Origin of the sequence: Aquamicrobium ahrensii, from assembly GCF_040545755.1 — a bacterium.
Classification (GTDB): Bacteria; Pseudomonadota; Alphaproteobacteria; order Rhizobiales; family Rhizobiaceae; genus Mesorhizobium; species Mesorhizobium ahrensii.
In genome coordinates this window covers 49,053-63,377 of record NZ_JBEPMN010000006.1, presented here as the reverse complement: position 1 = coordinate 63,377, position 14,325 = coordinate 49,053, and the positions used below count along the sequence as shown (strand labels likewise).

Below are 14,325 nucleotides of genomic sequence, written 5' to 3'. Positions count from 1 at the left end.
GCGCGCTGGCCTTTTACTAACAAAGCGTTAACCGCAACCTTTCGACCCTGAGGGTTCGTTACGAGCATGTCGCCCGAAACCTATTCCTTCCTCGATGTCGCCGTGCTCGACACGGTGCGGCGGCGCTTTGCCGCGGGGGATGCAATGGTCATCCTCTCGGCCGATCTCGATCGCGTCCTTTGGGCCAACGGTCCGGGGGCGGCGCTGTTCGGCTACGGAGACGTCGATGCGGCGATCGGCGCCGAGGCCCGGCTGCCACCCGTCGCCCGCCGCCAGATCGGCGCGACGAGCGGCTATCCCGACATCGGAGTCGACCGCCCGTTGCTGGTGCGCCTGACTGCCGGCATTTCCGGCGAGACCACCGCCCTTCTCGCCAGCGGGCTGGCCATGCCGGACCGCGAAAAGGCGATCCTGTTCGTCGCACCCGTCGCCGCCGGCGATAAAACGGCGCTGACGCCCGATCCGCGCGCGCTGGGTGGTTTTGACGAAGATGCGCAATTCCTCGCCTTCATAGATGGCGAGGGAAATGTGGAGGCAAGCTCGACCGGCTTTGCGGATCTCGCGATCCCCGGGGAAACGCTTGCTGCGCTGGTCAGGGACGTGGCGGGCGAAAACGAGCGCACGGTCAAACGGCTGATCAGGGTGGGAAATAGATCCTGCCCGGCCGGCATTGCGCGCCTTACCGACGAACCGGTGCGCCACCTGCTGGTGGTGATCGACGAAGGGTCACCGGCTTCCGAACCCGCCGCGACGCCCCGTCCACACGGCGCATCGCATCACGGCGAAACCGGCGGCCGTCACGACCACTGGTACTTCGCGCATGACGATGGCCCTGCGCCGGCTGAGCCCGTTTCCCCCTCCCCGGCTGCCTCCGGCGTGAAAGACAGCCCGCAGGCGGAAGCGGCGCCGGTGCGCTTCGTCTGGCGCACCGATGCGGAGGGCCGCTTCAGCGTCCTGTCCGAAGAATTCGCCGCGGCTGTCGGCGCACCGGCCGCCGACGTCATCGGCCGCCGCTTCCGTGAGGTCGCCGCCGCCTTCGCCTTCGACCCGGCCGGCGAGGTCGGCGATCTGCTTGAGCGCCGCGATACCTGGTCCGGACGCTCCGTGATGTGGCCCCTGGCCGGCGCCGCGCTGAGCGTTCCCGTCGATCTGGCCGCGCTGCCTGTTTACAATCGCGACCGCGAGTTCGAGGGGTTCCGCGGCTTCGGCGTGATCCGCATGGGCGAGGCGCGGCCCGACCCGGAACGGATCGGACTGGCGCTGACGCCGAACGGGTCAAAGCCCGTCGGGACACCGCAGCGGCAGGCGCAATCCCCAGCCGACCCGTTCAATGGGGAGGTGCCGGCTCTGAGCATCTCGCCGCAACCGGAACGCCGCGTCAGCGACAAGATCATAAGGCTTGCCGAGCATCGCCCGCCTGTCACAGAGCCCCCCGCTAGGGAAAGGGGGCTGTCCACGACCGAGCGCAACGCCTTCCGCGAGATCGCCGAGCGGCTGAGGAAGGAAAGCTCCACCGATACGCAAAAGCGTGAGGACAAGCAGACCGGGCCCGCTCAGAAAACGCAGGACGAGGCCGCGCACGCTGCCCGACCCGTCGCGACCGAGCCGGAACGGCCGGCACGAGGCTCGCTGCTCGACTATGCGCCCGACCCGGATGACGACAGCATGGCGGAAGCGGATTTTCGCGACGCAAGGCTGGACGGCGACGAGTTCGAGGCTGCCTCCGGTGAGACTGTCGCTTTCAATACGGACGATCACGCCGGGTCGATCGAAACAGACGAGCCGCAAACCGCATCACTGGCGCAAGGCGACGGCGCATCGCCGGTCTCTTCCAGGACCGCGAAGGCCGCGCCCGACACCAGCATCCTCGCGCGCCTGCCCGTGCCACTGCTGATTCATTCGGGCGACGTGCTGCACTACGCCAATGACGAGTTTCTCGAACTCACCGGCTATGACACGCTCGAAGAGCTGATCGCTTCCGGCGGGCTCGACGCTCTCTTCGTCGATCCCTTTGCCGACCAGCCGGAGGCTGGGGAAAGCGGCCCCGACGAAGCCCGGCACGCGCTGTTCCTGCGCAGGCGCGACGGCAGCGAATTCCCCGTCGAGGCGATCCTGCGCTCGGTGCGCTGGCAGGATCGCACCGCCCTGCTGCTGGTGGTGCGCCGCTCCGGCGAGGACCTCGGCAGGCCGGAAGCTCCGGCCATTCCGGCCGCCGCCAGCAGCGCGACGCAGGCCGATGTCGCGGAACTCAAGGCGCGCATCGGCGAGATGCGCACCATCATCGACACGGCCACCGACGGCGTCGTGCTGATCGGCCGCGACGGGGCCATCCGCTCCATCAGCCGGCCGGCCGAGGCCCTGTTCGGCTTCGACAGCGACGATGTGACAGGCAAGCCGTTCGCCTCGCTCTTCGCCATCGAAAGCCAACGCGCGGCGCGCGACTATCTGGCCGGCCTCAGCGAACCGGGGGTCGCCAGCGTGCTCAATGACGGGCGCGAAGTGATTGGCCGCGAGGCGCAGGGGCGCTTCATCCCCCTGTTCATGACCATCGGCCGGCTGCCCAATGACAGCGGCTTCTGCGCCGTGGTGCGCGACATCACCCAATGGAAGCGTGCGGAGGAAGACCTGACCCAGGCGCGCGCGCTGGCCGAGCGCGCCTCCTCCCAGAAAAGCGACTTTCTGGCGCGCATCAGCCATGAGATCCGCACGCCGCTCAACGCCATCATCGGTTTCTCCGAACTGATGATGGATGAGAAGTTCGGCCCCGTCGCCAACGACCGCTATCGCGACTATCTGCGCGACATCAACCGCTCCGGCTCCCATGTGCTCGATCTGGTCAACGACCTGCTCGACATTTCCAAGATCGAGGCCGGACAGCAGGAGATGGACTACGAGGCGGTGTCGCTCAACGACACGCTGGCCGAAACCGTGGCGCTGATGCAGCCGCAGGCCAACCGCGAACGCGTCATCATCCGCTCCAGTTTCGCCTCGAAGCTTCCCGACGTGGTGGCCGATCTGCGCAGCGTGCGCCAGATCGCGCTCAATATCCTCTCCAACGCCATCCGCTACACGCAGGCCGGCGGGCAGGTGATCGTATCCACCGCCTACGAACCCTCTGGCGACGTGGTCATGCGGGTGCGCGACACCGGCATCGGCATGACGCAGGCGGAAATCGAGCAGGCGCTGAAGCCGTTCAAGCAGGTCAATGCGCTGAAGCGCGGCCGCAGCGACGGCACCGGGCTCGGCCTGCCGCTGACCAAGGCGATGGTCGAGGCCAACCGGGCCCGCTTCACCATCACCTCGACGCCGGGCGAAGGCACGCTGGTGGAGATCGCCTTCCCGTCCGTGCGGGTGCTCGCCGGATAGAGCGCCGTGCGTCCTGTCGGGCACATTGAAAAGCCCGCTTCCGCCGTCAGAAAAAGAAAGGCGCCCGAAGGCGCCTGAGTTTGCATTCTGTCACAACGGGCGGAGAATTTTGCGTTCCACGCGGGAGCCTGTCGAACGAAAGTTCTCCATATAACTCACCCGCGAGTATCGCGGCGGAGACCTTAACAAATCCTTGCCCGCAACCGAAAAAATTTACCGATCGCTATCAGATGTAAAGTTTAGGTAAACTCCACCATTAACCCGCTGTTGACCATGAACCGTCAGGGCGACGGAGATTCTGACGATCCGTTTCGTCGCCCTCCTGCGTATCAAGCCGCTTTCGCGCAACGCCGGACGCTCAACCTGCCAGTTGCGGCAGGTCCCTGAAGAGTTCGAGCGCTTCGGGGTTTGCGAGCGCCTCCCTGTTCTTGACGGCGCGGCCGTGCACGATGTCACGCACGGCGAGCTCGGTGATCTTGCCGGATTTGGTGCGCGGGATGTCGGCGACGGCGACGATGCGGGCCGGCACATGGCGGGGGCTGGCGCCGGTGCGGATGCGGGTGCGGATCTTCTTCTCCAGTTCCTCGTCCAGCTTCACGCCGGGCGTCAGCCGCACGAACAGCACCACACGCACGTCGCCGTCAAAATCCTGACCGATGCACAGAGCCTCGGCGATCTCGGACATCTGTTCGACCTGGTTGTAGATTTCGGCCGTGCCGATGCGCACCCCGCCCGGATTGAGCGTCGTGTCCGAGCGGCCATGGATGACGATGCCGCCATGCGCGGTCCATTCGGCGAAGTCGCCATGGCACCAGATGTTGTCGAAGCGCTCGAAATAGGCGGCGCGGTATCTGGCCCCGTCGGGATCGTTCCAGAAGCCGATCGGCATGGCCGGAAACGGCTTCGTGCAGACAAGTTCGCCCTTTTCCTGACGGACCGGCCTGCCATCATCATCCCACACATCCATCGCCATGCCGAGGCCGGCGGCCTGTATCTCGCCCTCCCACACGGGTTCGGTCGGAACGCCGAGCACGAAGCACGAGACGATGTCGGTGCCGCCCGAGATCGAGGCCAGATGCACGTCCTTGCCGATGCCGTCATAGACGAAGCGGAAATCCTGCGGCGACAGCGGCGAGCCGGTGGACGAAATGGTCCGCACGCTCGCCAGATCGTGACTGTCGATGGGGCGCAGGCCCGCCTTGCGCACCGAATCGATGAATTTCGCGGAGGTGCCGAAATAAGTCATCTTCTCGGCGTCCGCATAGTCGAACAGCGCATTGCCGTCTGGATAGAAGGGCGAGCCGTCATAAAGCAGCAGCGTCGCGCCCGAGGCGAGGCCGGTGACCAGCCAGTTCCACATCATCCAGCCGCAGGTGGTGAAGTAGAAGAAGCGGTCGCCTTGTTCCAGCCCGGCATGCAGCCGGTGCTCCTTCAGGTGCTGGAGCAGCGTGCCGCCGGCCGAATGGACAATGCATTTCGGGACGCCGGTGGTGCCGGACGAGAACAGGATGAACAGCGGATGCGAGAAGGGCAGACGTTCATAGGTCACCCTCGTCGCGGCGAAGGGCCGGATGGCGTCGTCCAGCGCCATGGCGGACGGGATCTTCGCGGCGACCTCCTGAGCGGCGCCCAGATAATCGACGACCAGCACCTTCTTCACGCCCGGCAGGCTGGCCGCGACCGCCGCCACCTTGTCGCCCACCTCGATGGCCTTGCCATTGTACCAGTAGCCGTCCGGGGCAATGAAGATCGAGGGTTCGATCTGGCCAAAGCGGTCGAGCACGCCCTGTTCGCCGAAATCGGGAGAGCAGGACGACCACACTGCGCCGATCGAGGCGGTGGCCAGCATGGCGGCGATAGTCTCCGGCATGTTCGGCATCATCGCCGCCACGCGGTCGCCCGCCCCGACGCCCAGCGAGGCGAACAGTTGCTGCAGACGCGAGACCTGCGCCTCCAGTTCGGCCCAGCTCAGCCGCCGCTCCACCTTGTCCTCGCCGCGAAACACGATGGCCTCGCCCTTGCCGCCGCGCCCGAGCAGGTTCTCGGCGTAGTTCAGGCTCGCCTCGGGGAAGAAGGCTGCGCCCGGCATCCTGTCGCCATCGACAAGAACCACATCGCCCTTGGTCCCGAGCACGCCGCAGAAATCCCACACAAGGCTCCAAAAAGCCTCCGGCTCCGCCACCGACCAGGCGTGCAGTTCGCCATAGGACGCAAGCTCCCGCCCCGCGCGCCGCGCCGCCTCGCCCCGGAACGCGGTCAGCGGCGAAGCCGAAATCCGCGCCGGTGACGGCGTCCAAAGCGGGTTGGAACTGTTCATCGGCGACCTCCCGTGCGCATTGCGGTTTTGATGTGCTACACGTTAAGCACACTGCATCCGTGAACCGCAAGTTTGGCGATGGCGACAGGCGCAAGTGCGCAATACGTCATGAGGCGGCCATAAACACTTGAAATGCGTCAGCCACGGGGTACACCTTGCGCCCACCTGACGTGATGCGGAAAGGGCAAGATGACGTCGAGCTGGATCCGGCGTGGCATATGGGCGCTTAGCATCGCGGCGGCTGTCGCGGCGGTGGGGGTGGCTGCGCTGCCTTACGTCGCTTCAAACCGCATCGTGCGCGATCGCATCGCCTGGGAAATGAGCCGCTGGACCGGTTATCGGGTCACCATCTCCGGCTCCCCGCAGATCGAAGTCTGGCCCCAGCTCAACGCCGTGCTGACGCAGGTGTCCCTGTCGAAATGGAGCGACGCCGAAAGGCAGCCGGTCATCTATGCCGAGCGCATCGAGGTGGGTCTTTCGGCCATGGCGGCGCTGCGCGGCGAGGTGAGGTTTTCCTCCACCCGCCTGATCCGTCCCACCATCAGGGTCGAGCGCACAGCTTCCGGGCTCTATCTTCCGCCCATGCCGGACGGCGGCAACATCGGCCGCGCCATCGAGACCGCGCGCGCCATGGTCAAGGCCGGAGCAGCGGAACCTGACCCTGCGGCGCTGCCTCAGGACGCCATCGGCAGCGTTGAAATCCGCGACGGACGCATCGTCACGCCGGTCAACGGCAAGGACACGGAGATACTGACAGGGGTGGGCGCGCGCGCCAACTGGGCCGCGCCGGGCGCGGCGGCATCGCTTTCCGGCTCGGCGATCTGGCGGGGCGAGAACGTCATCATCGAGGCCGCCACCCAGAAACCGTTGCTGCTCGCCGCCGGCGGCACAGCGCCGCTCTCCTTCTCGGTCAAGGCGGCTCCCGCCAACCTGTCGTTCGAAGGCAAGGCCGGCCTGTCGGCCAATCCGTTCATCGAAGGCGGCATGAAGTTCCAGTCGCCTTCGCTGCGGCGCGTCATGGAATGGACGGGTATGCGCATGGCCAACGCCACGAGCGTTTCGGCCATTTCCGTGTCCAGCCATGTCATGGGCGATGCAGAACGGATGAAATTCGACAACGCCCAGATAGCGCTGGACAAGAACCCCGGGACCGGCGCGCTCGATCTGGCCTATGGCGAGGCCGGCCGGCCCATCCTTTCCGGCACACTGGCTTTCGACACGCTCGATCTCGGCCCCTTCGTTTCGGCCTTCGCCCCGCTCGCGAATCCGTCCGCGCTGAGCGCGGACGACATCGACGCCACGCTCGCCGGACTGCTCAACCTCGACCTCAGGCTTTCGGCCGCCAAGGCGACAGCCGGCGGCATTGCGCTGGCCGCGCTTGCCGCCACCATACAGGTCAAGGACGGGCTGTCGGTGTTCGACGTATCGGACGCGGCGGCATTCGGCGGCAATATCCAGACCGGCATCCGCTTCGACCGAACCCCCGGCGGCACCCAGGCCGAGATGCGGCTGCTGGCGTCGGACATCAACGGAGCCGCCTTCGGCGCCGCCATCGGCATGACCCGCCTGATGCCGACCGGAAAGGGCACGGTGTCCGTGATCCTCAAGGGCCCGGGCAAGGGGTGGGACTCCGTCATGGAGAATGCGGACGGCTCCATTTCAGCCACCTTCGGACCGGGCGCGCTTTCCGGGCTCGATCTCGCCGCCTTCCTCAAACGCAACGCCGAAGGCGGCTTCTTCCCGCTTGACGACGTCGCCAACGGCAGCGTGCCGATCGACGGCGCGGAGTTCAAGGCGAACGTGGCCAAGGGCGTGGTCCGCATCGAGAAGGCGCAGGCCAATCAGGGGTCCTCACGCCTGTGGCTTACCGGAATCATGCCCTATGCCGGCCGCGGGCTGGCGTTGACGGGAGGCGTTTCGAACCAACAACCGGCGACGGCTGCTAATGGCGAAAGCGCCGAAACTCCCGCACCGCCCGACAGACAGACCCAGTTCTTCGTCGGGGGAAGCTGGACAGCGCCCTTCGTTTCCCCGATCGCCGGCCCCAATTGACGCCAAATCGTGAAGATGCCCTAATTCTCTGTTCGGACGCGATTCCGAACGCAAAACCGCGGCGCAGTTCCGCTGGAATTGCGCTAAACCGCCAGCAGATGCCGCTTGGCCGGGTCGGGGATGACCACGATAGGACTGCCGTCCCTGACATTGTCATGCAGGTGGATGATATCCTGATTGATCAGGCGGATGCAGCCGGAAGACACTTCCGTGCCGATCGACCGTTCCTCCGGCGAGCCGTGAATGCGGTAGAGCGTGTCCCTGCCGTCCTTGTGGATGTAAAGGGCGCGGGCGCCGAGCGGATTGCGCAGGCCTGGCCCCATGCCGCCATTGGCGATGCTGTAGGGCTCCAGTTCGGGCTGACGCGCCACCATTTCGTCCGGCGGCGTCCAGCGCGGCCATGCGCGGCGATAGGCCATGATGGCGCGCCCCGCCCATGAGAAGCCGTCGCGGCCGACGCCAATTCCATAGCGCGTCGCCCGCCCGCCCGGCCTGACGTGATAGAGATATTTCGCCGGCGTATCGACGATCAGCGTTCCCGGCTTTTCCGGCGTGTCGTAATCGATTTCGGTGCGCCAGAATCTTTCGTCCAGCTTCGAGATATCGACCGCCGGAACCGGGAACTGCTCCTGGGGCAGGGCGTCATACATCGCGGGGCGCACCTGCTTAGGCTTCGCCCCAACCGCGGCGGGAGGCGGGGATGAAGGCGGCCCCACAGAGACGCAGCCGGCAAGTGTCGCTGCGCTGGCGCCGATGACAAAGGCTCGCCGCGTGAGACCGGCGACCGGGCTGCTTCGTTCACTCAAGGTTCGCAGTTCCTTTTCAAGTCTTCTCTCTGCCGCACTGTCAAGCGGCCCCGCCTTAAGCACACCTTAAGCCTGTGCGGCGACGCCCATGGCGGTACACGTCCGGTTTGACGGGTTGTTAGTATTCGGGACCTAGTGTCGCGTCTGAACAAAAAACAACTTCCGGGTGCAGACTTGACAAGCGATGTCCGGCCTTTGTCGGCGCAGAACAATTTCGTGGCCGCTCCGTGCGGCGACGAAAAGCGTTCGATCCCGCAGGCTTTCGCAGCACGCGTCAAATGTGCGGCATAGCCGGTTATCTCGGCCAGTTGCGGAAGGATGATTCCCGCAGCTTGCTGCATGGCATGAGCGCCGCTCTCGCCCATCGGGGACCGGATGGCGCGGGCATTCATATCGACGACGACTTCGGGTTTGCACACCGGCGGCTCGCCGTCATCGATCTCTCGCCCGACGGCGCGCAGCCGATGGCCGGCGGCGATGGCTCTCTGCACATCACCTACAATGGCGAGATCTTCAACCATATCGAACTGCGCGCCATGCTCGAAGGGCGCGGCCGGCATTTCAGAACCGCCAGCGACACCGAGGTGTTGCTTCAGCTCTACGAGGAATACGGGCCGGACTGCGTGAACCATCTCAATGGCGATTTCGCTTTTGCGATATGGGACGCAAAGCGCCGCCGCATGGTGCTGGCGCGCGACCGCATGGGCGTACGGCCTCTGTTCTACACCTGGCGTCAGGGCCGCTTTTACTTCGCTTCCGAGGTGAAGGCCCTGTTCGCCGTGCCAGGTGTGGAAGCCAGGCTCGACCCTGTCGCTCTCGACCAGATCTTCACCTTGTGGGCTCCGATCGCACCGCGCACGAGCTTCAGGGGAATTTCGGAACTGCCGCCCGGCCACCTCATGATCATCGAGGATGGCGAGGCGGACACGAGGCCGTACTGGGCCCTCTCCTTCCCCGACAGCGGCGACGAAGACGATCGTCCGCATGGCGAGCTTGTCGAGGAATTGCGGACCCTGCTCGAAGATTCGACACGCATTCGCCTGCGCGCCGATGTCGAGGTCGGCTCATTGCTTTCCGGCGGGCTCGATTCTTCGATGATCACCGCCATCGCCGCACGCATGGCTCCCGGCCGGCTGCGCAGCTTCGGGATCACCTTTGAGGATCCCGAGTTCGATGAGAGCGCTTGGCAGCAAACCATGGCGGACGCGCTCGGCGTCACCCACCACGCAGTCGCCTGCCGATCCGCCGATATAGCCAGCGTCTTTCCTTCGGTCGTCCGCTATGCCGAACGCACCCTGCTGCGCACGGCCCCGGCCCCGATGTACCGGCTCGCCCGGTCCGTCCGCGAACAGGGGGTGAAAGTCGTCCTTTCAGGTGAGGGCGCCGACGAAATATTCGCCGGCTACGATCTCTTCAGGGAAGCGTCCATACGCCGTTTCTGCGCCCGCCAGCCAGGCTCGAAGAGCCGCCCCAGCCTGTTTCGCAGGATCTATCCCTATCTGCCATCGCTTCAGCAGCAGACGCCGGATTACCTGGCCGCATTTTTCGGCGTTGACAGGGATGAGACCAACGATCCGCTGTTCTCGCACCGGCCCCGCTTCCGCACCACGGCCGGCGCGAAGATGTTCTTCTCGGCCGGCCTGCGCGCCGAACTCGGCTCCTACGACGCGGCGGAGGAGCTTGCTTCGCTTCTGCCGGACAGCTTCCGGCGTTGGCGTCCCCTTCATCAGGCGCTTTATCTCGAAACGCGCTTTTTGTTGCCCGGCTACATATTGGCCAGTCAGGGCGACCGCATGGCGATGGCGCATGGCGTCGAGGCGCGCTTTCCCTTCCTCGACCACAGGGTGGTGGAATTCGGCGCGCGTTTGCCGCCCGGCGCCAAGCTCAGGGTTCTTCAGGAAAAGCATATATTGCGGGAAGCTGCGGCCGACATGCTGCCGCCCGCCATAGCGCGTCGGCGCAAGCAGCCTTACCGCGCGCCCGACAGCGCCTCCTTCGGACAAGCGAACTACGTCGCGGACTTGCTGTCGCCCGGGGCCGTCTCGGCAAAGGGCCTGTTCAATCCGGCCATGACCGGCCGTCTTCTCGACAAGAGCCGGCGAAGCGGGCTGAACGGCTTTCGGGACAACGCCGCCTTCGTCGGCGTGCTTTCCACGCAGCTTTTGTCGGATGAATTTCCATAACTGGGCCAGTGACGGCCAGATTTAAGCATGAAAGGCTCATTCCATGTCCGAAACCGCTCAAAGTCAGGTGCGCATCTTCGTCGTGGACAATTTCCTGTTCGGCGATCAGGACGCGCTTTCAGGAGACGATCAGTCCCTGATCGAACATGACGTCATCGATTCAACCGGCGTGCTGGAACTGGTTTCCTTCATCGAGGAGCGCTTCGGCATCGCCATGTCCGACGCCGAGATCGCGCCCGCCAACCTGGACTCGGTCTCACGGATCGCCGCCTTCATCGAACGCAAGCGCGCGGCGGTGAGCTGAGGCCGGCCATGCGCGTCGAAGCATTCCTCAGGCAGGGCGCGCTTTCCGCGCCGGACAAGATCGCCGTCACCGCCGGCGATACCCGCCTGAGCTATGCCGAGCTGGATGCGCAGTCCGACAGGCTTGCGGCGGCGCTGGCGAAAGAAGGCGTCAGGCAGGGCGACCGGATAGCCGTGCTGATGGAGAACGTCGCCGAAGCAACCATCGCGATATTCGCCGCACTCAAGGCGGGAGCGGTTTTCTGCCCGATCAACCCACAGCTCAAGACGGGCGGCGCAGCCCACATTTTTCAGGACGCGCGTCCCGCCGCAATTCTCACTCAGGCGAAATTCATCGGCCTTTGCAGCGAGGCTTCGGCCGGGCTCGCCGCAAAGCCCTTCATTGTTTCGACGCACGCGCCCGCCGCGCTGCCGGAAGGCGCCCTGTCGTTCGGCGAGCTTGTCGAAAATGGCGATGGAGCGCCGCCGGAAACCGGCGATGACAGCGAACTGGCCATGATCATCTACACCTCCGGGTCAACCGGCAGGCCCAAAGGCGTGATGATGAGCCATTCGGCCATGGATGCGGCTTCCCGATCCATCGCCCTTTATCTGGACCACCGCGCCAGCGACGTGGTGCTGTGCCCGTTGCCGCTTGCCTTCACCTACGGCCTCTATCAGCTTCTTGTCTGCGTGCGCACAGGCGCGCATCTGGTGTTGGAGCGCAATTTCGCCTTCCCGCATACGGTGCTGGAAAAAGCGCGTGCTGAGGATGTGACCGGCATGCCGTTGGTGCCGACCATCGCCGCCATGCTGCTTGCCATGAAGGAATTGGAGCCGGGAGCGCTGCCTGCGCTGCGCTATCTCACCAACGCCGCCGCCCCGCTGCCGCCCGCCCATGTGGAAGGCCTGCGCAAGCTCTTTCCGGGCGTGCTGCTCTACTGCATGTACGGGCTCACCGAATGCGCGCGCGCAGCCTATCTGGAGCCGGACCAACTCGACAGAAGAAACGGTTCGGTCGGCACGGCCATTCCCGGAACGGAGATTGCGGTGGTCGATGAGCAGGACCGTCCGGTTGCGCCGGAAACGGTGGGCGAACTGGTGGTGCGCGGACCCCATCTGATGCTCGGCTACTGGGAAAATCCGGAGGCGACGCAGCGAGCCCTGCGCCCCGATCCGGCTACGGGACGGCTCCAGTTGCATACGGGCGACCTGTTTCGCACCGATGCGGAAGGGTTCCTCTATTTCGTCGGCCGCAAGGATGACATGCTCAAGGTGCGCGGGGAGAAAGTGGCCCCGCGTGAGGTGGAGGCCGCCTTATGCGCCATCCCCGGCGTGGTCGAGGCCGTGGTGTTCGGCCGGCCGGATCCGGTGCAGGGCACCATACTGCATGCGGCGGTCGTCGCTTCCGGTTCCTCCCTCACAGAACGTGATCTGCTGCGCCATTGCGCGCGCAGCCTTCCTGATTTCATGGTTCCCAAGGCAATCGAATTTCACTCGGAATTACCGAAAACCGCCAGCGGCAAGATCGCCCGCAGGCTGCTTGTAGAAAGTGGGGATTGAAGGATGCTGGGGGGACTGGCCTTTTCACAAAGAACGCTCAACATCGACGCCGCTTCTGAAACGGCGCGCATCGTCGAAGCCTTGAGAACGCAACTGCGCGGCGCGGTGCGGCGGCGCGGGCTGGTGCTCGGCCTTTCAGGCGGCATCGACTCCAGCGTATGCGCGGCCCTCGCCGCACGCGCGCTCGGCCCCAAGAACGTATTCTGCCTGTTCATGCCCGAACAGGATTCCGACCCGCTCAGCCTGCGTCTTGGACGGCTGGTCGCCGATACCTTCGGCCTCGATGGCGCCGTCGAGGACATCGGCCCGACGCTTGCGGCGATGGGCTGCTACGAACGGCGCGACGGCTTCATCCGCGAAATGGAGCCCCATTACGGGCCGGGCTGGAGCAACAAGATCGTGTTCGCCAACGCGCTCACCACCTCGGGCTTCAACATTTCCTCGCTCGTGGTGCAGACCCCGCAAGGCGAAATCCGCAAGCATCGCCTGCCGGCGCATGTCTATCTCGGCATCGTGGCCGCCACCAACATGAAGCAGCGCACCCGCAAGCAGTTCGAATATTACCATGCCGACCGGCTGAACTATGCCGTGATCGGCACGCCGAACCTGCTCGAATACGATCAGGGCTTCTTCGTCAAGAATGGCGACGGGGCGGCGGACGTCAAGCCAATCGCCCATCTCTACAAGAGCCAGGTGTACCAGCTGGCCGAGTATCTGGGCGTGCCGGAAGAAGTGCGCCGCCGCCCGCCGACCACCGACACCTATTCGCTGGCGCAGACGCAGGAGGAATTCTACTTCGCCCTGCCCTATGACCGGATGGATTTGTGTCTCTACGGACTGAACCACAACATAGCGGCGGCGGAAGTGGCGAAGGCCGTCTCGCTGACGGAGGATGAGGTGAAACTGGTGTGGAACGACATCGCCGCCAAGCGCAAGGCGGCGCGCTACCTGCATCTGCCGCCGCAGACGGTCGTTCCGCTCTGACGGAAAGCCCGCTCTTTACGAGGCCGGCGCGAAGCGCGCCACCAGCGTGTGGCTGTCGCCGGGATAGGTCAGCCGTACGAAGGTGACCGGCCCGGCATGGCTCCAGGTGCGCCGCTCGACCACGAGGCAGGCCGCGCCCCTGGGCTGTTCGAGCAGGCGCGCGATCTCGGCGGAAGCGGTGATCGCCTGAATTCGGTTTTCGGCAGCGCTCCACGGCACCTGCGCGATCAGCCAGCCGCCCGGTGCGTTCACCGTGAAATCGGTCGCCGTCGCTTCCGGAACGACGCCGGCGTTGATGCGACGCTGCTCCACGCAAAACGGTTTGCCTCCGGCGCGATGCACGGCAAGCAATTCGACCATCGGCGTCGCCTGCGCCAGTTCCATCAGCCGCCGGTCCTCCCCATTGGAAGGCCTCTGCTTGCGGGATACGAGGCTGTAGCCATAGGGCAGCCCGAGCGACTTCACCTCGGCCTCGATGTCGTGCAGCTCCAGCACGGCTGATTGCGCGCGCGGCCTGGTGACGAAGCTGCCGGCCTTGCGGTGGCGCTCGATCAGGCCCGCCTTGGCGAGCTGGGTCATGACCTTGTTCACGGTCATGCGCGAGCAGCCGTAGTGCCCGGCCAGATCGACCTCGAACGGCAGGCGAAAACCGGGCGGCCATTCGCCGGAGACGATACGGCCCTCGATCTCGCTCAGGATCGTCTGATGGAGGGTCGTGTCCTTGCCGTTTCCGTTCGCCACGTCGCCTTCACTCTTATGCTGCCTGAGCCTC

9 protein-coding genes are annotated in these 14,325 nt (G+C 65.3%); 6 read left to right on the top strand and 3 right to left on the bottom strand.

Going from position 1 to position 14,325, the window contains the following annotated elements; genetic code table 11:
* Window positions 1-66 precede the first annotated feature (66 nt).
* The gene (locus ABID44_RS09915) at window positions 67-3,366 is read left to right on the top strand and encodes a PAS domain S-box protein (RefSeq protein ID WP_354151552.1); all 3,300 of its coding nucleotides are present in this window, start codon (window positions 67-69) and stop codon (window positions 3,364-3,366) included.
* A 358-nt stretch (window positions 3,367-3,724) separates the two neighbouring features.
* On the opposite strand, the gene ABID44_RS09910 is transcribed toward ABID44_RS09915, so the two are convergent.
* Window positions 3,725-5,683, bottom strand: coding sequence for an acetoacetate--CoA ligase (locus tag ABID44_RS09910; RefSeq protein ID WP_354151551.1), 1,959 nt, complete (start codon window positions 5,681-5,683; stop codon window positions 3,725-3,727).
* Between the two features lie 189 nt (window positions 5,684-5,872).
* Between ABID44_RS09910 and ABID44_RS09905 the strand changes: the two genes are divergently transcribed.
* Window positions 5,873-7,735, top strand: a complete 1,863-nt coding sequence (locus ABID44_RS09905; protein WP_354151550.1) for an AsmA family protein — start codon at window positions 5,873-5,875, stop codon at window positions 7,733-7,735.
* Between the two features lie 83 nt (window positions 7,736-7,818).
* Here ABID44_RS09905 and ABID44_RS09900 read toward each other — a convergent pair whose 3' ends face one another.
* The gene (locus tag ABID44_RS09900) at window positions 7,819-8,541 is read right to left on the bottom strand and encodes a L,D-transpeptidase (protein WP_354151549.1); all 723 of its coding nucleotides are present in this window, start codon (window positions 8,539-8,541) and stop codon (window positions 7,819-7,821) included.
* Between the two features lie 278 nt (window positions 8,542-8,819).
* Between ABID44_RS09900 and asnB the strand changes: the two genes are divergently transcribed.
* From asnB to nadE, 4 genes are read left to right on the top strand one after another with little or no spacing between them, the layout of a single operon-like run.
* Window positions 8,820-10,724: an asparagine synthase (glutamine-hydrolyzing) gene (gene asnB / locus ABID44_RS09895; protein WP_354151548.1), complete on the top strand. Its 1,905-nt coding sequence runs from the start codon at window positions 8,820-8,822 to the stop codon at window positions 10,722-10,724.
* A 43-nt stretch (window positions 10,725-10,767) separates the two neighbouring features.
* Window positions 10,768-11,028, top strand: coding sequence for an acyl carrier protein (locus ABID44_RS09890; protein ID WP_354151547.1), 261 nt, complete (start codon window positions 10,768-10,770; stop codon window positions 11,026-11,028).
* A gap of 8 nt (window positions 11,029-11,036) precedes the next feature.
* Complete coding sequence (locus ABID44_RS09885; RefSeq protein ID WP_354151546.1) at window positions 11,037-12,569, top strand: class I adenylate-forming enzyme family protein; 1,533 nt, start codon at window positions 11,037-11,039, stop codon at window positions 12,567-12,569.
* A 3-nt stretch (window positions 12,570-12,572) separates the two neighbouring features.
* Window positions 12,573-13,553, top strand: coding sequence for an NAD(+) synthase (gene nadE, locus ABID44_RS09880; RefSeq protein WP_354151545.1), 981 nt, complete (start codon window positions 12,573-12,575; stop codon window positions 13,551-13,553).
* A 15-nt stretch (window positions 13,554-13,568) separates the two neighbouring features.
* On the opposite strand, the gene hutC is transcribed toward nadE, so the two are convergent.
* Window positions 13,569-14,294, bottom strand: coding sequence for a histidine utilization transcriptional repressor HutC (hutC, locus tag ABID44_RS09875; RefSeq protein WP_354151544.1), 726 nt, complete (start codon window positions 14,292-14,294; stop codon window positions 13,569-13,571).
* Window positions 14,295-14,325: the final 31 nt, after the last annotated feature.

Coding starts and splice junctions, on each gene's coding strand:
- asnB (WP_354151548.1), top strand. CDS start 8,820: ATGTGCGGCATAGCCGGTTATCTCGGCCAGTTGCGGAAGGATGATTCC.
- ABID44_RS09905 (WP_354151550.1), top strand. CDS start 5,873: ATGACGTCGAGCTGGATCCGGCGTGGCATATGGGCGCTTAGCATCGCG.
- ABID44_RS09915 (WP_354151552.1), top strand. CDS start 67: ATGTCGCCCGAAACCTATTCCTTCCTCGATGTCGCCGTGCTCGACACG.
- ABID44_RS09910 (WP_354151551.1), bottom strand. CDS start 5,683: ATGAACAGTTCCAACCCGCTTTGGACGCCGTCACCGGCGCGGATTTCG.
- nadE (WP_354151545.1), top strand. CDS start 12,573: ATGCTGGGGGGACTGGCCTTTTCACAAAGAACGCTCAACATCGACGCC.
- ABID44_RS09885 (WP_354151546.1), top strand. CDS start 11,037: ATGCGCGTCGAAGCATTCCTCAGGCAGGGCGCGCTTTCCGCGCCGGAC.
- ABID44_RS09890 (WP_354151547.1), top strand. CDS start 10,768: ATGTCCGAAACCGCTCAAAGTCAGGTGCGCATCTTCGTCGTGGACAAT.